20 protein-coding genes and 1 other annotated feature are annotated in these 19793 nt (G+C 30.2%); of the genes, 17 read left to right on the top strand and 3 right to left on the bottom strand.

What is annotated here, in order from left to right; genetic code table 11:
• Nucleotides 1-25 precede the first annotated feature (25 nt).
• The 12 genes from QPK35_RS03565 (at nucleotide 26) to greA (ending at nucleotide 12215) form a co-directional block, all read left to right on the top strand.
• On the top strand, nucleotides 26-970 hold the full coding sequence (locus QPK35_RS03565) for an LCP family glycopolymer transferase (protein WP_435302714.1): 945 nt from the start codon (nucleotides 26-28) through the stop codon (nucleotides 968-970).
• Between the two features lie 165 nt (nucleotides 971-1135).
• Nucleotides 1136-2101, top strand: coding sequence for a LysR family transcriptional regulator (locus QPK35_RS03560; protein ID WP_290034100.1), 966 nt, complete (start codon nucleotides 1136-1138; stop codon nucleotides 2099-2101).
• A 38-nt stretch (nucleotides 2102-2139) separates the two neighbouring features.
• On the top strand, nucleotides 2140-3066 hold the full coding sequence (locus tag QPK35_RS03555) for a manganese-dependent inorganic pyrophosphatase (RefSeq protein WP_290034099.1): 927 nt from the start codon (nucleotides 2140-2142) through the stop codon (nucleotides 3064-3066).
• A 115-nt stretch (nucleotides 3067-3181) separates the two neighbouring features.
• Nucleotides 3182-4105, top strand: coding sequence for an alpha/beta hydrolase (locus QPK35_RS03550; RefSeq protein WP_290034098.1), 924 nt, complete (start codon nucleotides 3182-3184; stop codon nucleotides 4103-4105).
• Nucleotides 4106-4204: 99 nt separating this feature from the next.
• Nucleotides 4205-4972, top strand: a complete 768-nt coding sequence (locus tag QPK35_RS03545; RefSeq protein ID WP_290034097.1) for a TrmH family RNA methyltransferase — start codon at nucleotides 4205-4207, stop codon at nucleotides 4970-4972.
• A 97-nt stretch (nucleotides 4973-5069) separates the two neighbouring features.
• On the top strand, nucleotides 5070-5558 hold the full coding sequence (locus QPK35_RS03540) for an HD domain-containing protein (protein WP_290034096.1): 489 nt from the start codon (nucleotides 5070-5072) through the stop codon (nucleotides 5556-5558).
• Nucleotides 5559-5630: 72 nt separating this feature from the next.
• The gene (locus QPK35_RS03535) at nucleotides 5631-5972 is read left to right on the top strand and encodes a winged helix-turn-helix transcriptional regulator (RefSeq protein ID WP_290034095.1); all 342 of its coding nucleotides are present in this window, start codon (nucleotides 5631-5633) and stop codon (nucleotides 5970-5972) included.
• A gap of 44 nt (nucleotides 5973-6016) precedes the next feature.
• Nucleotides 6017-6231, top strand: a binding site (T-box leader).
• 52 nt (nucleotides 6232-6283) lie between these two features.
• A complete protein-coding gene (pheS, locus tag QPK35_RS03530) occupies nucleotides 6284-7330 on the top strand; it encodes a phenylalanine--tRNA ligase subunit alpha (RefSeq protein WP_290034094.1) in 1047 nt (348 codons plus the stop codon).
• Nucleotides 7331-7342: 12 nt separating this feature from the next.
• Nucleotides 7343-9763, top strand: a complete 2421-nt coding sequence (gene pheT, locus QPK35_RS03525; protein ID WP_290034093.1) for a phenylalanine--tRNA ligase subunit beta — start codon at nucleotides 7343-7345, stop codon at nucleotides 9761-9763.
• 108 nt (nucleotides 9764-9871) lie between these two features.
• Nucleotides 9872-11050: an endolytic transglycosylase MltG gene (mltG, locus tag QPK35_RS03520; protein ID WP_353851763.1), complete on the top strand. Its 1179-nt coding sequence runs from the start codon at nucleotides 9872-9874 to the stop codon at nucleotides 11048-11050.
• Between the two features lie 18 nt (nucleotides 11051-11068).
• Entirely contained in the window at nucleotides 11069-11716 is a 648-nt protein-coding gene (gene udk, locus QPK35_RS03515; protein WP_290034092.1) for a uridine kinase, read from the top strand.
• Nucleotides 11717-11741: 25 nt separating this feature from the next.
• Complete coding sequence (gene greA, locus QPK35_RS03510; RefSeq protein ID WP_290034091.1) at nucleotides 11742-12215, top strand: transcription elongation factor GreA; 474 nt, start codon at nucleotides 11742-11744, stop codon at nucleotides 12213-12215.
• A 103-nt stretch (nucleotides 12216-12318) separates the two neighbouring features.
• Here the strand turns inward: greA and apf are convergent, their stop codons facing one another.
• Nucleotides 12319-13323 (bottom strand): aggregation-promoting factor, encoded by a 1005-nt coding sequence (apf, locus tag QPK35_RS03505; RefSeq protein WP_290034090.1) that lies wholly within the window; start codon nucleotides 13321-13323, stop codon nucleotides 12319-12321.
• 233 nt (nucleotides 13324-13556) lie between these two features.
• On the opposite strand from apf, the gene QPK35_RS03500 reads away from it, so the two are divergent.
• Complete coding sequence (locus tag QPK35_RS03500; protein ID WP_290034089.1) at nucleotides 13557-14033, top strand: DUF6568 family protein; 477 nt, start codon at nucleotides 13557-13559, stop codon at nucleotides 14031-14033.
• Between the two features lie 53 nt (nucleotides 14034-14086).
• Here the strand turns inward: QPK35_RS03500 and QPK35_RS03495 are convergent, their stop codons facing one another.
• Both QPK35_RS03495 and QPK35_RS03490 read right to left on the bottom strand, forming a co-directional pair.
• Nucleotides 14087-14437, bottom strand: a complete 351-nt coding sequence (locus QPK35_RS03495) for a hypothetical protein (protein WP_290034088.1) — start codon at nucleotides 14435-14437, stop codon at nucleotides 14087-14089.
• Nucleotides 14438-14454: 17 nt separating this feature from the next.
• Nucleotides 14455-15414 (bottom strand): nucleoside hydrolase, encoded by a 960-nt coding sequence (locus QPK35_RS03490; protein ID WP_290034087.1) that lies wholly within the window; start codon nucleotides 15412-15414, stop codon nucleotides 14455-14457.
• 323 nt (nucleotides 15415-15737) lie between these two features.
• Here QPK35_RS03490 and QPK35_RS03485 point away from each other — a divergent pair, with 323 nt between their 5' ends.
• From QPK35_RS03485 to QPK35_RS03470, 4 genes are read left to right on the top strand one after another with little or no spacing between them, the layout of a single operon-like run.
• On the top strand, nucleotides 15738-16814 hold the full coding sequence (locus tag QPK35_RS03485; protein WP_290034086.1) for an ABC transporter ATP-binding protein: 1077 nt from the start codon (nucleotides 15738-15740) through the stop codon (nucleotides 16812-16814).
• 1 nt (nucleotide 16815) lies between these two features.
• Entirely contained in the window at nucleotides 16816-17694 is an 879-nt protein-coding gene (locus QPK35_RS03480; RefSeq protein WP_290034084.1) for a carbohydrate ABC transporter permease, read from the top strand.
• Entirely contained in the window at nucleotides 17691-18509 is an 819-nt protein-coding gene (locus tag QPK35_RS03475) for a carbohydrate ABC transporter permease (RefSeq protein ID WP_290034083.1), read from the top strand. Before QPK35_RS03480 ends, QPK35_RS03475 begins: the two co-directional genes overlap by 4 nt.
• Entirely contained in the window at nucleotides 18493-19773 is a 1281-nt protein-coding gene (locus QPK35_RS03470) for an MBL fold metallo-hydrolase (RefSeq protein WP_290034082.1), read from the top strand. The genes QPK35_RS03475 and QPK35_RS03470 overlap by 17 nt, the downstream gene beginning before the upstream one ends.
• The last annotated feature ends 20 nt before the right edge of the window (nucleotides 19774-19793 follow it).

Genomic DNA, 19793 nt, shown 5'->3' with positions numbered 1-19793 from the left:
GAGTTTAATTTATGGAGGTTCGAATATGACTGAACACGGTGATTTGCACCACCATCATCATCGCCATCGTCATCACCATAAAGGTAAAAAGATGGGTTGGGGTAAAAAAATAGCTATAGTAATTGGTGTATTTTTATTAATTGATGCATTAGCGATTGCAAAGATGTACTATGATGCAAAAAATTCAATAGGAAATACATATCAAAGTGTCAAGAATGAACAGACTACAAAGTTAGATGGTAAACATCCATTTTCGATTTTGATATTAGGTTCTGATACAGGAGAATTCGGTAGAACATATCGTGGTCGTTCAGATACTATTATGGTTGCAGCAGTAAATAATAAAAAGACAACGTTGGTAAGTATTCCACGTGATACTAAAGTATCAATCGCAGGTCATGGAGATAATAATAAAATTAATGCGGCTTATTCATATGATGGTGTTAGTGGAGCCATTAATACGGTTGAGGATTATTTAAAAATTCCGATTAATTATTATATTGAAATCAATATGAAGGGATTAAAAGAATTATCTTCAGCAATTGGTCCTGTAAAAGTGGATAATGATTTAGATTTTACTAGTGATGGAATTCATTTTGAAAAAGGTGAAATTACTATTGATAGTAATAATATTTTAGCATATACTCGAATGCGTCATGAAGATCCACGAGGAGATTATGGACGCCAATTAAGACAGCGGCAAGTAGTTACAGCAATGTTACAGAAATTGGCTTCTGTTAATAGCATTCTTAAATATAAGAGCATTTTAAATGTTCTCTCAGCTAATATGAAAACTAATTTATCATTTGAGGATATGCAAAAAATCTTTATTAATTATCGTGGAGGAAAGAATATAACTCAACTTCAATTGCAAGGTCAAACGCAAGAAATTGATGGAGTTGATTATGAAGTAGTCCCAGAAAGTAATTTAACAAAAATTCAACAAGCACTTAAAAAAACGTTGAAATAAATAGGGGAAACTTAGCTTTATGCTAAGATCTTCTATTTTTTTGTTTTATTAATTAAAATTTTTAGAATTATATATGTATTTATAACTGTCAGTATGTTATAAAAGAATATGTATGCAAATACGTCCGGTATAAAAGTTAATAAACTTATTGAAAGGAATTCGAATATGAAGAATACAAAAGGAAGTTTTTTACCTTCTAAAGCCCTTGATTATTTTTTGCAACTTACAGAAACAATGAATTATACGCAAGCTGCTCAAATCTTAGGGATTTCCCAACCAGCACTTACACAACAAATAAAAAAGTTAGAGCATAGTGTAGGTGCACCATTATTTTATAATGTAGGGAAAAAGTTACATTTATCTGATGCAGGATATACTTTGCTTGATGCAACGCATCAAATTTATGAGACTGTAAGTAGCGCTACAGATCAAATTCAACGTTCAACTGAAATGAACCAGGGATCTATTGACATAGGAGTGCTTTCATCAATTGAAAATGACGTTTTCACTGATTTTGCAGTTAAATATTATCAAAAACATTCAGAGGTTAATATTTCATTTCATGTTTTAACGAGAAAAGAACTTTGGCAAAAATTAGAAGATAATCGAATTGATTTAGGAATAATGTATTTACCTGATTCAAGTATTAAGAATTGGAAGCCATATGAAAGTAAGAAAATTATAAGTGATGAGTTAAAATATCTACATCATAATGATAATTTAAAAAAATCAGTTAAAATTTCACTAAAGAAAACACTTAAAGATGACTGGGTTACATACCCTAAAGATTATTACTTGAGTAATATAATAAATGAATTTTATAAGAAACAAATGATAGATTCTCCTAATGAAGTTGCTCATTTTACTAAATCGGATTCGATTTACCGATTTGCAAGTGAAGTAGGTGTAAGTACTGCTTTACCTGCTTCATATGTTCAAGCAAATAATAATGGCATTAAAAAAATGCATACAGCTTCATTTGATCCCAAAATTCAATTTGAACTTTCATTTGTATATCGAAAAGGAAAAGAAAAAATTCCACGTATCGAAAATTTATTAAATGAATTTGATAACTATTTAGCAAAAAAAGATTACGTTTCACGCTTGACAGAGCTTAGTGAAAAGGCATAATCTTTTAATTAGATAAATTTTATAAAGGAGAGTTATTAATGAAAGAATTAATCTTTGGTCATAAAAATCCTGATACAGATGCAATTGTTGCAGCAAAAGAATATTCATATTTACAAAATAAATTAGGTGCTGATACAGAAGCAGTTGCGTTGGGTGAACCTAATGAAGAAACAAAGTTTGTTTTAGATTACTTTAATGAACCTTCTCCTCGTGTTATTAAAACAGCATCAAATGAGGTAGAAGCTGTTATGTTAGTTGATCATAACGAAAAACAACAAAGTGTTGATGATATTGATAAGGTTCAAGTTACACACGTTGTTGATCACCATAGAATTGCAAACTTTGAAACAGCAGCACCTTTATACTATCATGCAGAACCACTTGGATGCAGTAGTACAATTATTTTAAAAGAATATAAAGAACACAATATTGATGTTCCTAAAAATATTGCAGGGATGATGTTGTCAGCAATTATTTCAGATACTTTATTATTAAAGTCACCAACAACTACAGATGAAGACCGTGCTGCAGTTAAAGAATTAGCAGAAATTGCTGACGTTGATTATGAAAAATATGGATTAGAAATGTTAAAAGCTGGAACTAACTTATCTAGCAAATCTGATGATGTATTAATTTCACAAGATGCAAAATCATTTGATATGAATGGAACAACTGTACGTGTAGATCAAATTAATACAGTTGATTTGAAGGAAGTTTTCGATCGTGAAGATGGATTACGTGCAGCGATTGAAAAGCAAAACAAAGAAAATGGTTATGATCTATTCATTTTAATGGTTACAAATATTCTTAATTCTGATACTCGTTTATTGGTAATTGGTGAACCACAAGATGTTGTTGAAGATGCATTTGGTAAAAAACTTGAAGATAACAAAATGGACTTACCAGGTGTTGTTTCAAGAAAGAAACAAATTGTGCCTCCATTAGAAGAAGCATTTAAGAAGTAATTTATTTATTTTAAGCACTGACGTTGTCAGTGCTTATTTATTTTTTGTTTTTCTTTGACATTCATTATATTATTTATGATAAGTCTAATGTATATAATATTTTGAAGGTGAAGATATGTTATTAGCAATTTTACTTATTTCAATATTAACAATTTATTGTTTTAATACTGCTTTTTATGCAAAGCCAAATAGAATTGATGATATACATGATGTGCCAAATACTAATCAGTATAAACCTTATTATAATGAGATGATTAGTTTAATTGATAAATTAAATCAAGAGCCGTTTGAAGCAGTTTCTACTGTATCAGTAGATGGATTAACATTGCGAGGAAGATTATATATGAGAGATGAAAACGCTCCAATAGAAATTGCTTTTAATGGATATCGAACAACTGGGGTACATGATGCAGGTGGAATTTTTCAATTAGCACGAAAAGCAGGTCATAATATATTGATAGTAGATCAACGTGCAACTGGAAAAAGTGATGGGACTGTGATTTCATTTGGAATAAAAGAAAGATTTGATGTTTTATCATGGGTAAATTATATAAATCAACGCTTTGGAACTAAAATGAAAATTATATTGATTGGCGGTTCATTAGGGGGTGCAACAGTACTAATGGCTTCTAATTTGGACTTGCCAAGTAACGTAGTAGCTATAATTGCAGATAGTGCCTATACTTCACCTAAAGAGATAATAATAAAGGTTATTAAATCAATGTACTTGCCAGCAAACTTTATCTATACTTTTGTAAAATTTGCAGCTAAACTTTTAGGACATTTTAATCTTGAAGAAGCAACAGCATCTGATTCAGTTATGCATACGAATAAGCCAATATTGTTTATCCATGGAGGTAGTGATCATTATGTTCCATGTGAGATGGCAAAAGAAAATTTTCAAAAATGTAATTCAAAGAATAAACAATTATTGATAATTCCTGATGCTCCTCATGATATAAGTTTATTAACTGATTGGAATACATATCAAAATACAGTTTTTAATTTTTATAAACAACTTGGTATTATGGTTAAATAATTATATTGAGTAAAAAATAATTTAAATAATGATACTTTTTATTTTGCCAATATAGTATAATTAAAATCAGAAATTTATAATTGAGGGGATTTTCATAAAGTGAAAGTTATTACTTCTGTCAATAATTCACAGGTTAAAGCGTGGACGAAACTAAATACCAAAAAGGGCCGATTAAAGCAAGGAAAATATTTATTAGATGGCTGGCATTTAGTTAAAGAGGCAATTCGAACAAATGCTTCAATTGAAACAATTATGGTTGATCCTAATTTTAAACATATGCAAGAGATAACAGTTCCAGAGGGCACTGATATGATTCAAATAACTGATAATGTAGTTAAGCATTTAAGTGACACAAAGCATCCTCAAGGAATTTTTGCGGTGGTTCGTATTGAAATGCAGCAGGATGTTCAACCTGAAAATGCTACTGGAGCATGGTTATTTATGGATAATGTTCAGGATCCTGGAAACATTGGAACAATGGTTAGAACTGCAGATGCTGCCGGATTTACTGGTATTGTTTTTGGGAATGGAACAACTGATATATATAATTCAAAGATTGTACGTTCAATGCAGGGAAGTCAATTTCATTTAAAAATGGTTTCAGCTCCATTAGATCCATGGATTGATGCATTTAAAGAACAAAAAAAACCAGTATTTGGAACAGAACTAAATCCTAAAGCTCGTCCATATAATGAAGTAGGAAAACATTCTGATTTTGCGTTAATCATGGGAAATGAAGGCAACGGAATGCAAAAAGATTTACTTTCAAAGACATCATTGAATTTATATATTCCAATTGTTGGTAAGGCAGAATCATTAAATGTTGCAGTAGCAGCTGGAATTTTAATGTTCCAATTAAAAAATTAATTTAATTATTTTTTATGATAGAATTACTTGATTTTTGATGTAAAGCTCTATATTATAAACGCTAGAAAGAAATTTAATAAAAGACAGTGAGGCTTATATGAAAGAAAATGAATGGCGTAATGATTGTGAATACATGAGTTATGTGGGAAATTTACTATTAAAGCCAGAAGTTCAAAAGTTGTCTGAATATCAGCAGCATCATTATGAAAGCAGATTAGATCATGTAATTAATGTATCCTATACTTCATATAAGATTGCTAAAAAATTACATCTTGATGCACGTGCAGTTGCAAGAGCTGGACTTTTGCATGATCTGTTTTATTATGACTGGCGAGATACAAAGTTTGATTTAGGAACTCATGCATGGATTCATCCAAGAGTTGCTGTAAGAAATGCAGAGAAGATAACGACTTTGAGCCCTAAAGAAAAAGACATCATTATCAAGCATATGTGGGGAGCAACAATTGTTCCTCCTAAATATCCAGAGGGTTATATCGTAACAGTAGTTGATAAAATTTCGGCGGTTGAAGAGTATAGTCATCATCTGCTTGATCGGGCAGAAAAAGTAATGCATGTTCATGAATAAAATAATTTAATTATCTTAATTTAAGACTGCGATTTAATCACAGTCTTGTTTTGTGTAAAGGGTGATTTTAGCATGACAAATATCAGTAATGAAGAATTTAAAATATGTCCTAAATTTAGTAAAACTTTTAGCATTTTAGGACGAAAGTGGAATGGCTTAATTATTGAAGTTTTGCTTAAAGAAGGACCTCAACGATTTAAAGATATTGCATTAAAAGTTTCTAAATGTAGTGATAGAGTTTTAGTAGAACGTTTAAAAGAATTAGAAAATGAAAATATAGTAAAAAAAATAGCTTTTGATTCTTGTCACAATATGTACCAATTGACTGAACGAGGTAAAGACTTGAAAATTGTGATGGAAGCTATTCATTTGTGGGCAGATAAATGGTGCAATGCAGATAATGCAAAATCATAAATAAACTTGACGTTTGTTGTTTAAAAAGTTAAAATTCTATATTAGGAAAAGCGTAGACGGAAAATAGTAAGTCAGAAATTAACTTTTAGTGAGAGCCTGATAGTGAAAAGGGCTTAGTTGATATTGACTGAATTCACTTCCTGAGTGATTACTGGGAAATTATCGAAAGTAATCCGGTATTAGGCCGTTATCTAATTAAGTGTTGTTTATGTAATTATAAACAAAATAAGGGTGGTACCGCGAAGACCTCGTCCCTTTTGGGATTGAGGTCTTTTTTTACGCAATTAATTAATGTGAAGGGAATGAAATAAATGAGTTTACAAACACGACTAACTGAATTACGAGATCAGGGATTAAAAGATATTCAAAGTGCAGAAAACTCAGAAATGATTAATGACATTCGGGTTAAACTTTTAGGGAAAAAGGGATCTATTACTGAAGTATTACGCGGAATGCGTGAATTAGATAAAGAAGAACGTCCTAAAGTAGGTGCATTAGCAAATAAAATTCGTGATGAACTTAGCAATGCAATTGTAACTCGTCAAAATGAAATAGAAGCTGAAAAGATTGCCAAGAAATTAGAAAAAGAAAAAATTGATGTTACACTTCCTGGTGTACCAGTCAAAGAAGGACAAGCTCATGTTTTAGCTCAAATTATTGATGAAATTGAAAAACTATTTTTGGGATTAGGTTTTCAAATAATTGAGGGACCAGAAGTTGAAGAAGATCACTATAATTTTGAAATGCTAAACTTGCCGCCTGATCATCCAGCAAGAGATATGCAAGATACATTTTACATTACAGATAAAACATTAATGAGAACGCAGACATCACCTGTTCAGGCACGTACATTAGAAAAACATGATTTTTCAAAGGGACCACTTAAAATGATTTCTCCAGGAAAAGTTTATCGTCGTGATACAGATGATGCAACTCATTCACATCAATTTCATCAAGTAGAAGGTTTAGTAGTTGGTGAAAATATTTCTATGGCTGATTTAAAAGGTACTCTAGAATTAGTTGCTAAAACAATTTTTGGTGAAGATCGTGACATCCGTTTGCGTCCAAGTTATTTTCCATTTACAGAACCATCAGCTGAAGTAGATGTTTCATGTTTTAAGTGTGGTGGCAAAGGTTGCCAAGTATGTAAGCAAAGTGGATGGATTGAAGTATTAGGTGCAGGAATGGTTCATCCAAATGTATTACAAATGGCTGGAGTTGATCCGGATGTATATGGAGGATTTGCTTTTGGATTAGGGCCAGACCGTTTTGCAATGCTTAAATATGGTGTAGATGATATTCGTGAATTTTATTTAAATGATTTAAGATTCTTAAATCAATTCTCTCAAAAGGGATAGGAGGTAATTATAGTGAAAGTTTCAACAAAATGGCTTAATGAATATGTAAAAGTTGATGATATTAAACCAGTAGACTTAGGCGAAAAAATTGAAAGAACTGCGGTTGAAGTTGATGATGTTAGTCGACGTGAAGATGGGCAAAAGAAAATTGTTGTTGGTCACATTTTAGAATGTGTTCCTCATCCTAATTCTGATCATCTTCATATTTGTCAAGTTGACGTTGGAGAAGAAGAACCTTATCAAATAGTTTGTGGTGCTCCAAATGTTAAAAAGGGGCAAAATGTAATTGTAGCTTTACCTAATTCATGGATTGCTGGACACGTGAAAATTAAAAAGGGAAAGATGCGTGGCGAAATTTCAATGGGAATGATTTGTGGATTACAAGAAATTGGTTTTCCAGATAAAATTGTTCCAGAAGAATTTTCTGATGGAATTTATGTTTTACCAGAGACTGCAATTCCGGGTGATTCAATCTTTGATTATTTAGGGATGAATGAAGATGTTATTGATATTGATATAACTCCAAATAGAGGAGATATGTTAAGTATGCGTGGAGTAGCTTATGAAGTTGCTGCAATTTACAACCGTAATGTAAAGTTTCCAACTCCACAAGTACAAGAAGATGCTGACTTACACATTGAAGATTATTTAACTTTAGATGCTACATCAAATGATTTGGTATCACCATATAAAGTTAGAATGGTAAAAAACGTTAAAGTTAAGCCAAGTCCATTATGGCTACAAAGACGTCTCTGGAATGCTGGAATTAAACCAGTAAATAATGTTGTTGATGTTACTAATTATGTTTTAATGGATTATGGTCAACCAATTGAAGCTTATGATTTTGATAAATTAAAAGATAAAGAAATCAAAATTAGATATGCTTCAAATGGAGAAAAATTAACAACTATAAATGAAGATAAAATAGAGCTTAAAGAATCAGATGTAGTTGTTACAGTTAATGATGAACCAATTTCTTTAGCTGGTATCATTGGTGGACAAGAAACTAGTGTAACTGAAATGACTCAAAATGTTGTTTTATGTGCTGCAAAATATAATCCATCACTTGTAAGAAAAACTGCTCGTCGTGAAAATATACATTCAGAGTCTTCACAAAGATTTGAACGTGGTATTAACATTCAAACAATTCAAGAAGCAATTGATTATGCCGTTATGTTAGTTTCAGATTTATGTGAAGGGGATATTATTTCTGATACGTTAGAAATAAATCAAGAACAGGAAAAAAATGTAAATATTGAAATTACATCAGAACGAATTAATAAAGTTTTAGGTACATCATTATGTGATGAAGAAATTATTGATATTTTTGAACGTTTAGGTTTTAAAACATCAAAAGATGAACTAGGAACGCTAATTGTCAATGTTCCATCTAGAAGATGGGATATTCAAATTCCAGCAGATTTGATAGAAGAAGTAGCTCGGATTTATGGATATGACAATATACCTACTATATTACCTATAATGCCATTAACAGAAGGACATTATACTAAATCTCAAAAAATTATTAGGTCAGCTAGAAAGTTATTAGAAAGTTCAGGATTAACTCAAGCAATTTCATATGGATTAACAACTGAAACAAAGGCAAAACGATTTATGTTAGCTGAATCCGAAACTACACAATTAGATTTCCCAATGAGTTCAGATCATACGACTTTGAGAATGAATCTAATTAGCGGATTATTAGATGATGTTGCATATAATCAAGCTCGAAAAGTGAATAATGTAGCACTTTATGAACAAGGAAGGGTATTTATACGCAATAAAGATCAAGAACGACCTGAAGATATTGAATATATTGCAGGTGCATTAAGCGGATTATTCCACGAAGCAACTTGGCATGATGATAAAAAAGTTGTTGATTTTTATCTTGTAAAAGGGATTGTGCAACATTTATTAAATTCATTAGGAATTACTCAAAATATTTCATACATTGCAACAGATGAATTTGAAGAAATGCATCCAGGACGTACAGCAAAAATATTTATTAATAATGAATTTATTGGATTGATTGGTGAAGTTCATCCAAACTTATTAAAAGAATTAAAAATTAAAACAACTTATATATTTGAATTGGATTTACAAAAAATAATTGAATTACCAAAAGATAATGAAATTTATATTCCAATTTCTAAATATCCTGAAATAAAACGTGATATGGCATTACTAGTACCAAATAACATCACAAATGAACAAATTGTAAAAACAATTAAGAAAAATGGCGGTCAATACTTAGTTGATGTAAAATTATTTGATTTATATCAAGGTAAGAACATTGACGATGGTTTCAAATCTCTTGCATATACACTAGTATATTCAGATAATTCTGGAACACTTAATGATGAAAAAGTAAATGATGCTTTTAATAAAGTTACTGATAAATTAAAAGAAGAATTAAATATCAAGGTGCGTTAAAATTACTATATTAATATTCTATAAATATTTCTTTTAAATTAAATTTTATAATGAAATATTTATTGAGATTTAGTAAAATAATAACGAATCTTGGGGAGGGGAATACTCTTGATTCAAAATAAAAAAAATAAAAAAAATAAAAAAGTATCATCAACTCCATCAGGTACAAATTCAACTTGCAAAAGTTCTCATGTTGCAAAAAATTCAGCTGCTCAAAAAATTATACATTGGACAGTTGGACTATTAATAGTTGTTTTTCTTTTCTTTTGCTTTTTGGGATATAGATTTGTACAGAAATCACTTAAGCCATTAGATCCTAACTCAAATCAATCAATAGAAGTTAAGATTCCAATTGGAAGTACTAATAAAGAGATTGGTGATATTTTACAAAAGAAACATGTTATACGCAGCGGTTTTGTATTTAATTATTATGTTAAATCAAAGCGCTTAGGTGCATTTAAAGCCGGATATTATAATTTTAAACCTTCAATGTCTCTAATGCAGATTTCAAAAACGTTACAGAAGGGTGGTTCAAGTACGCCTATTGATTCTGGAAAAGTTGTAGTTAGAGAAGGCGTCACAATAGAACAAATTGGTGATGAAATTCAAAAAAATACAAAATTTAAAAAGAGTGATTTTTTAAATTTAATGAAAAATCAGGATTTTTTGAATAAATTAAAAGATAAATATCCAGATTTATTATCATCTGCAATAGGTGCAAAAGATGTAAAATATCAACTTGAAGGATATTTATATCCTGCAACGTATGGTATAAATAAACATGAAACATTAGAGCAATTAGTTGAAAATATGGTAAAAAAAGAAAATCAAGAATTGAAGCCATATTATAAAAAAATTAAAGAAGAAAATATGACGGTCCAACAAGCATTGACATTAGCTTCAATTGTTGAAGGAGAAGGAACAACGCAAGAAAGCCGTTATATTATCGCAGGAATTTTTGAAAATCGATTGCAAAAAAATATGAAACTTCAAACAGACGTTGCGGTAACCTATGCATTAGGTAAACATAAACAAAACATTTCTTATAAAGATTTAGAAGTGGATTCACCATATAATCTTTATAAGAATAATGGATTAGGACCTGGTCCATGTAATAATCCACCAATCTCTGCTTTAAAAGCAGTTCTTAATCCTAAAGATCGAGATAAAGGATACTTATATTTTGTTGCAAATATGAAGACGGGTAAAATTTATTATTCGAAAACATATGAAGAACACCAGCAAAATGTTGAAAAAGTTCAAAAAGATAATGAATACAAAAAATAAAGAACCGAGGAATTTATAATGTCAGAAAATAAAAAAAATCATCGTCCTGTAATTATTGGTGTAACTGGTGGTTCAGGAAGTGGTAAAACAACTGTATCAAATGCAATCTTGGAACAATTACATGGACATTCTTTGGCAATGATTCAAGAAGATGCATATTATAAAAAACAAGATGATGTTCCATTTGATCAACGTGAAAAAGTAAACTACGATCATCCTAATGCGTTTGATACAGATTTATTAGTTGATCAATTAAAAGAATTATTACAATGGAAACCAATTGATATCCCAGTTTATGATTATACGATTCACACACGTAGCGACCAAGTTATTCATCAAGAACCAAAAGATGTTATCTTGGTTGAAGGTATTTTAGTATTAAATGATCCAAGACTACGTGATTTAATGGATATTAAAATTTTTGTTGATACAGATGATGACATCCGTATTATTCGTAGAATTCAACGTGATATTGAAGAACGTGGCCGCTCATTACAATCTGTAATTGATCAATATTTGGCAACAGTTAAACCAATGTATCATCAATTTATTGAACCATCAAAACGTTATGCTGACATTATTGTTCCAGAAGGTGGAGAAAATCAAGTTGCTATTGATTTATTAGTAACAAAAATTCGTGATATTATTCAAAAAAATGAATTGTAATTAATTATATTTAGGAGGAAAATTAATGGCAGAAGAAAAAACTTTTCCGATGACTGCAGAAGGAAAAAAGAAATTAGAAGAAGAATTAGAAGAATTAAAAACAAATAAAAGAGCAGAAATAATTGAACGTATTAAAATTGCAAGATCATTTGGTGATTTATCTGAAAATTCTGAATATGAGTCTGCAAAAGATGAACAATCATTTGTAGAGGGTAGAATTAAAGAAATTTCTAATATGCTTAACCATGCTGAAATCATTGATAATGAAAATGTAGATTCAGACGAGGTTTCAGTAGGGAAAACAGTTACATTTCAAGAAGATGGTGAAGAAGCTGAAACTTATCAAATTGTTGGTGCGGCTGAAGCAGATCCATTTAACGGTAAGATATCAAATGAATCACCAATTGCACAAGGATTGGTAGGTCATAAAAAGGGTGAAAAGGTAAGTATTACAACACCTGGTGGAGATATGATTGTAAAAATTATTAGTGTTAAATAATTTAATATCTCAGTATAAAAGACTTGATTGTTATAACAATCAAGTCTTTTTAATTTTTATTATGAAAAAAAAACACAGTTTCAAAACTGTGTTTTTAAATATTTTAGTACCAACCAAATGTTTCCCAATGTTCTTTGGCATTTTGCCAAGAACCATAACGACTTGCAACATATTGTCCAGCAACATAATCTTGGTTTTCTTCAGAATAATCACCATTTAAGTAACTTTCACTTAATTGATATTTACCAATGTATTGTCCATTACGAGCTGAATAGTCTCCACCAGATTCACGGGATACAATCCAAGCACGAGCTTCTTCTTCAGATGAAGATAAATTACTTGATGAACGTGAAGTAGATTGTTGGTTTGATGAATTTGATTCAGTTTGAGTTTGTTGAGCAGCAGCTTCTTGAGCTTGCTTTTGTTGTTCAGCTTCAGCGGCAGCTTGTTGAGCAGCAGCTTCTTGAGCTTGCTTTTGTTGTTCAGCTTCAGCGGCAGCTTGTTGAGCAGCAGCTTCTTGAGCTTGTTTTTGTTGTTCAGCTTCAGCGGCAGCTTGTTGAGCAGCAGCTTCTTGAGCTTGCTTTTGTTGTTCAGCTTCAGCGGCAGCTTGTTGAGCAGCGGCTTCTTGAGCTTGTTTTTGTTGTTCAGCTTCAGCGGCAGCTTGTTGAGCAGCGGCTTCTTGAGCTTGTTTTTGTTGTTCAGCTTCAGCGGCAGCTTGTTGAGCAGCAGCTTCTTGAGCTTGTTTTTGTTGTTCAGCTTCAGCGGCAGCTTGTTGAGCAGCAGCTTCTTGAGCTTGTTTTTGTTGTTCAGCTTCAGCGGCAGCTTGTTGAGCAGCAGCTTGATCTGAAGTTACTTGAACATTATTGAATTGTTCTGCTGTTGAGTTTGCTTGTGTTGGAATGTTTAATTGTTGCCCAACTGTAATAAAATTGACATCCTCAATCTTATTTGCTTCTTGAATTGCTTCAACAGTTGTATTATATTTTTCAGCTAATTCAGAAAGTGTATCACCTTGTTTTACAGAGATGCTATCTGCATTAGCAACTGATGTAGCTGCAGCAATTCCAGTAACAGCAGCTGCTGACACTAAGACTTTATTTAATTTCATTATAGAAACTTCACTCCTAAAAAATTATTTATATATTACTATTATTTCGAAACTAGTTCTAAAAGAACCACCAGTGAAAAGTATATCTAAATAAAGTAACATTAATATAGCAAAAATATTACTTTTTGACACTTTTTTGTAATATTTGTAACATTTTGTAATATTTCTTGTGATTAAATTTTTTTAGACAAATGGGTTATACTTAATTTAGTAGTATATTAGGAGGCGATCCCATGAATTTAAAGAGTAAATTAAAAATATTTTGTATTAGTTCTACTATAATTTCAATTCCAATAATGATTCATAAGTTCGCATATAATGAAAATAATAGCTTGACTTTTGAAGAAAAAAGGATGCTTTTTTGGCAAAAAAAAGTATATGATAAAAAGGTTGATTTTTTTATAAAAATAAAGTCATATAATTGGGATGAATTAATTATAAATAGAGATCGCTTTTTTGTTTATTTTGGTAAACGATCTAATATACAGTGTTTAGAGTTTGTATCTCATTTAAGTTATATTGCAAGAAAATTAGGAACAAATATTTATTATGTTGATGTAAATAATCAAGAAACGAGACCTATTTTAAAAAATATAATTGAAAAATTAAAAATTGATAATTTTCCAGCGTTTTTACATTTTAATAGGGGAAATTTTAAAAAATATAATTTTGATGAAGAGTTAGAGAAGTTTATTTTAAAGAACATATAAAAAAGCAAATTTCGATTTATCTAAGGTTAAAAGATAATCGAAATTTGCTTTTTTTATAATTTAATTATAAATGTACCACTTAAAAATGTGCAAATAAAGCAGGAAAGGAAAATACCTAAGTCAACCCAGGGATTCCCAATACATCTAAAGAAATTTTTAATTCCTGTAATTCCAAGTATAAAAGCAGAAATAAAAATTAATAAATATACTACTTTAAGTGGAGCATACCAAACTGTAATCGCTATAGATATTAATAATAATAGCGTACGAACATTATGGTACCACTTTATTTTGCCAAATACAGCAGACATATATGAAAATGAACGATTACGAGGTAAACTTCCAAATTTAAACATCGTAATTAATAACCATAGAACATATAGTAGAACTCCGATATATTCCAAAATAGATAAACTCCTTATTAATTCTGATTAAATAAGGCTGATAACTTGTCCATAAACATTGATACAAATCTGTCTTTTTCAACATTTACAGCAGCTTGACATGTAGTTGCTGGATCGTTGATACGTTTTTCATCACCAATCGTTCTTCCGGCATATGGGCCTTCAGTTTCAACTTTCATATTTAAGTATATTGTCTGTAATAAACTAGGATCAACTGCAGCAGCAACAGCTAATGGATCATGTAAAGCACAGCCTCCAAGATGTGGGCTAGTAATTTTATATGCATCTATATAATAATCAACAATATCGGCAAATGCAATAGCAGATTTAGTACCTAATTCGCGCCAAATTTGTGTTTCATTTTTTGTTAATAGTGTTCTTGTAGTAACATCTAATCCAACCATTGTAAGAGGTAAATTACTTTGAAATACTTGATTTGCAGCTTCCGGATCTTGATTTATATTTGCTTCAGTAACGGGATTAACATTCCCAGGAATTGTTAACGCTCCTCCCATAAGTGTTACATGACCGATTAAATCTACAATCTCTGGATCTTTTTTAATTGCTTGGGCAAGGTTTGTTAATGGACCAGTAGGAACAATTATTAAAGAACCTTGGTATTTATGTGCTGCTTCAATGTAAAAATCAACACCATCTTGCTTTTCAATTGGACGTTTTGCAGTAGGTAATTCAACTTCTCCAATACCATTTACACCATGAATTTGTTGACTTATAGGCATTACATCAAAATGATCTGTTGTTAATGAATGCTCTGCTCCTATAAAAACAGGAATGTCTGAATGTCCAAGTAATTCTAATAGATCTAAACTATTTTGAGCTGCCTTTTTAGTAATTACGTTACCATAAGAGCATACAATACCAATCAAATCACATTCGGGAGTAGCGAGCGCATATGCAATTGCTAATGCATCATCAATACCAGTATCTAAATCAAGAATCATTTTATATTTTGCCATGGGAATGTCTCCTTTACTATTCTTGTTAATCATTTTAACAAAAAAAAAATAGAAATGCAGTGTCTTTTTATTATATTTTTTGGAACGTTCCAAATGATAAAATGATAAGTTTCCATATTTATTAAAGATGACACAAAAACCGAACATTTAATTTTTTTGGAAAAAAGGCAATATTTCAAAAAAATGACTTAAAATTCAAAAAAAATTCAAAAAATCTATTGATTATTTTTTAATCACTGATACAATTTATGGTGTTATATGAATTGAAAAATCGCAATATTTTGTGGATAACTTTATTTGAATGAATAGGAGAGTATTGCAAGATGATTGAAGTTTCTAACCTCAATAAGACTTATGAAAATGGCTATGAGGCATTGAAAAATGTTAATTTTTCAGTGGAAAAAGGCGAATTAGTTTGTTTATTAGGGCCAAGTGGATGTGGTAAATCGACTTTATTAAACATCATTTCTGGGCTATTAGATGCAACATCTGGTGATATAAAATTTGATGGTAAATCTGTTTTGAATATTGCACCTGAAAATCGCGATATTGGTTTCGTATTTCAAAATTATGCTTTATTTCCACATATGACTGCTGAAGAAAATGTAATGTTCCCATTAACTGTAGGAAAAAATAAAATTTCAAAAAAAGAAGCAAAAAAAATTGCTTTAAAATATATGGAATTAACTCATATAACAGACATTTCTCAAAAAAGGCCAGGTCAATTATCTGGTGGTCAGCAACAACGTGTTGCAATTGCAAGAGCTTTAGTTCAACAACCTAAGGTTCTATTAATGGATGAACCGCTCAGTAATTTAGACGCACGTCTTCGGTTACAAATTCGAGAAGAAATTCGTTCTTTAGTGAAAGAGGTTGGTATTACAACTATTTTTGTAACACACGACCAAGAAGAAGCACTTTCTATTGGAGATCGCATTATTTTATTAAATAATGGGATTGTCCAACAAGCAGATCAAAGTCAAAATTTATATTTAAATCCAACAAATCAATTTGTTGCTAATTTTATTGGCAATCCAGTCATTGACTTATTTAATGTTAGTTTTGATGATGATCAGTTAAGATCATCACAATTCAGTATTTTATTAAATAGAATAAATCAATCAAAATTAAAAGAACCATTAAAATCAGGTAAATATGTTTTAGGAATTCGTCCAGAAAATTTACAACTTTCATCTGAAAAGTCTGCAGATTTTCAAATTAAAGTTGATGATATAGAACTTATCGGACGAGATAGAATTTTAAAATTTTATATTAATCAAACACAATATAGATCTCTAGTTAATATAGAAGATTTAATTAATATTGGTGACTTTATTAATTTAAGATTCGATATGGATAAAGCATTTATATTTAAAGAAAATGGAGAACGGGTATATTAAGATGAAAAAACATAAAGCAAAAAATGATTGGAGTGCATGGTGGTTTTTAGGACCTGCATTAATCGGAATTGCACTTTTTAGTATTTTCCCTATAATTAGAGCATTTATAATGAGTTTCCAATCAGGTACTCTAATTTCAATGCACTGGACAGGTTTATCAAATTATAAATATGTTATTCATGATCCATATTTTGCAAAGGCATTACAGAATACAGCTTTATATGCATTTACTGTAGTACCGATTGGAATGATTATTTCAATTGCAATTGCATGGAATTTATTTAATAAAGTAAAACATTCTAAGTTTTTTGAAACATTATTTTTTATGCCATATGTAACAAGTACAATCGCCATTGGTATAGTATTTCGTTATATTTTTAATGGTCAATATGGATTATTAAATTACATTTTAAAATTTTTCAACCTAGGAACACCAAACTGGTTAGATGATCCAAATATGAATATGATTACTGCAATAATTTTCGGTATATGGTTAAGTTTAGCTTTTAATATTGTAATTTTAATGTCCGCATTAAGAGGTATTGACAGTCAACACTATACAATTGCAAAAATGTATGGCGCATCTGATTCAGAAGTATTTTTTAAAGTTACATTACCTCAATTAATACCAACATTAGCGTTTTTATTAACTGTAAATTTGATTAATGCTTTCAAAGTTTATACTCAGATTTATGCGCTATTTAATGGCCAACCTGGAATAGCTGGAAGTGCAATGACAGCAGTATATTATATATTTAATAAATTCCAAATCGTTGGTACTCCAGGTGTGGCAATGGCAGCTACAGTTTTATTATTCTTTGTTATTTTGATAATTTCATTTTTACAAAATAAATTACTAGATAAGGTGAACCATCGATGAAAAAGATAACAGGTCTAATTACGTGGACTTTTATAATTGTACTAAGTATCATTACAGTTTTTCCATTTATTTATATGATTTTAGGTGGATTAATGTCATTTCCAGAAACAACAAGTATTCCACCAACAATAATTCCTCATCATTTGCATTTTGAAAATTATATACAAGTATTTCAACAAGCGCCATTTTTAAACTATTTTGTAAATACATTGATTATTTCTTCAATTGATACAATTTGTGTTTTATTAACTTCATTATTAGCTGCTTTTGCTTTAACAACACTTAATTTTAAGGGTAAGAAATTTGTAAAATTTCTTTTAGTATCTTTGTTAATGATTCCATCGGAAGCTATTATTTTTACAAACTATAATACTATAGCTCAATGGGGATTATTAAATACTTATATTGGCTTGTTTTTACCATTCACTACGAGTGTATTTTATATTTACTACTTAAATAGTTACTTCCAAGGGATTCCACGAAGTATTTATCAAGCAGCAAAGATAAGTGGTGCAAGTAATTGGGATTATATTTGGAAAATTTTGGTTCCAATGGCCAAACCAGCATTAACAACTGTTGGATTATTATCATTTATTTCTGGATGGAATTCATTCTTATGGCCTTTATTAGTTACAAATGATGATAAGATGAGGCTTTTGAACAATGGATTAGCAAACTTTACTTCTGATGGTGGAGCACAAACACAATTGCAATTAGCTGCTGCAACTCTGACTGTTATTCCTATTTTAATTGTCTACTTTATTTTTAGAAAACAAATAATTAAAGGAGTTACACGTGATGGTATTAAAGGATAAAAAAACAGAAATAATTTATCATCAGGGTGTAAATACAATAGGTGGGACAAATATAGAAATTATATATGATGACTCACATATATTTTTTGATTTAGGAACTGAGTTTCGTCCAACGTTAAAATTACCAGATGAAACTTACAAAACATTAATAAAAAATAAGCTAATTCCTAAGTTAAATGATTTTTATGATGAAAATTTAGATGGTGCTCCTAAATGGGAAAATAAGTTTAAACATTCTGCTGCATTTATTTCACATTTGCATTTAGACCATACAAAAATGTTAAATTTTGTTGATCAAAGAATTCCAATTTATAGTAGCTTTGATACAATTGAAATTTTGAAAACATTAAACCAAAGTGGCTCATTTTTATTACCAGCAGCAAAACATCCGCAAAATTATATGCGAAATATAATTGCTGCAAAGATGTATGAACCAATAAAAATTGGTGATATCACTGTTGAACTTTATCCCGTTGATCATGATGCGAGTGGTGCAGTTGCACTTTTTATTCATACTCCAGATAAATTTATTGTTTATACAGGAGATTTAAGAATGCATGGATTTAATCCAGAATTTACACAAAAAATGCTTAAAAGTGCTAAAAATTGTGATCTATTAATTTGTGAAGGTGTAGGAGTTAGTTTTCCTGACAATAACCAAAAGGATGCGATATCTGAAAAAGAATTACTTCAGTCTTTTATTAATAAAGTTAACCAAGCTAAAAATCGACCAATTGTGTTTAATACTTACCCAGGTAACATAGCTCGATTAATTAATTTTTGTAATTATTGTCCACGAAAAATAGTTTTAACAGCTAAACGTGCACAATTAATTAAAAAGATTACTAATAAAGAGTTTCTATATTATTATTTACCGAATGAAGAAAAAATTGAGGAACTTAATCCTATTAAGGAGGTGAGTTATAAAGCATTATTGAAAGATAAAACAGAATTTGTATGGCAAATAGAAGATAACTTTGATAAGTTACAACCTTATACTTTATATATTCATAGTGATGCGGAACCATTAGGAGATTTTGATCCTAAGTATCAAAAATTTTTAAATTGTTTAAAGAAGCATCAAGTTGAATTCGTTGCTCTTGCATGCTCGGGACATGCTACAGCACAGGAATTGGATGAGATTATCGCAGGAATAAAGCCGCAATTGTTAACAACAATACATAGTTTTCATCCTGAAAAATTAAAAAATCCCTTTGGAAAATGTATATTAGTGCAAAATGGACAACGTCTAATTTTGTATTAAAATAAAAAATTTTATAAAGG

It is taken from the genome of Ligilactobacillus cholophilus (assembly GCF_030389495.1).
Taxonomy (GTDB): Bacteria; Bacillota; Bacilli; order Lactobacillales; family Lactobacillaceae; genus Ligilactobacillus; species Ligilactobacillus cholophilus.
This window is presented reverse-complemented; position numbering and strand designations above follow the sequence as displayed.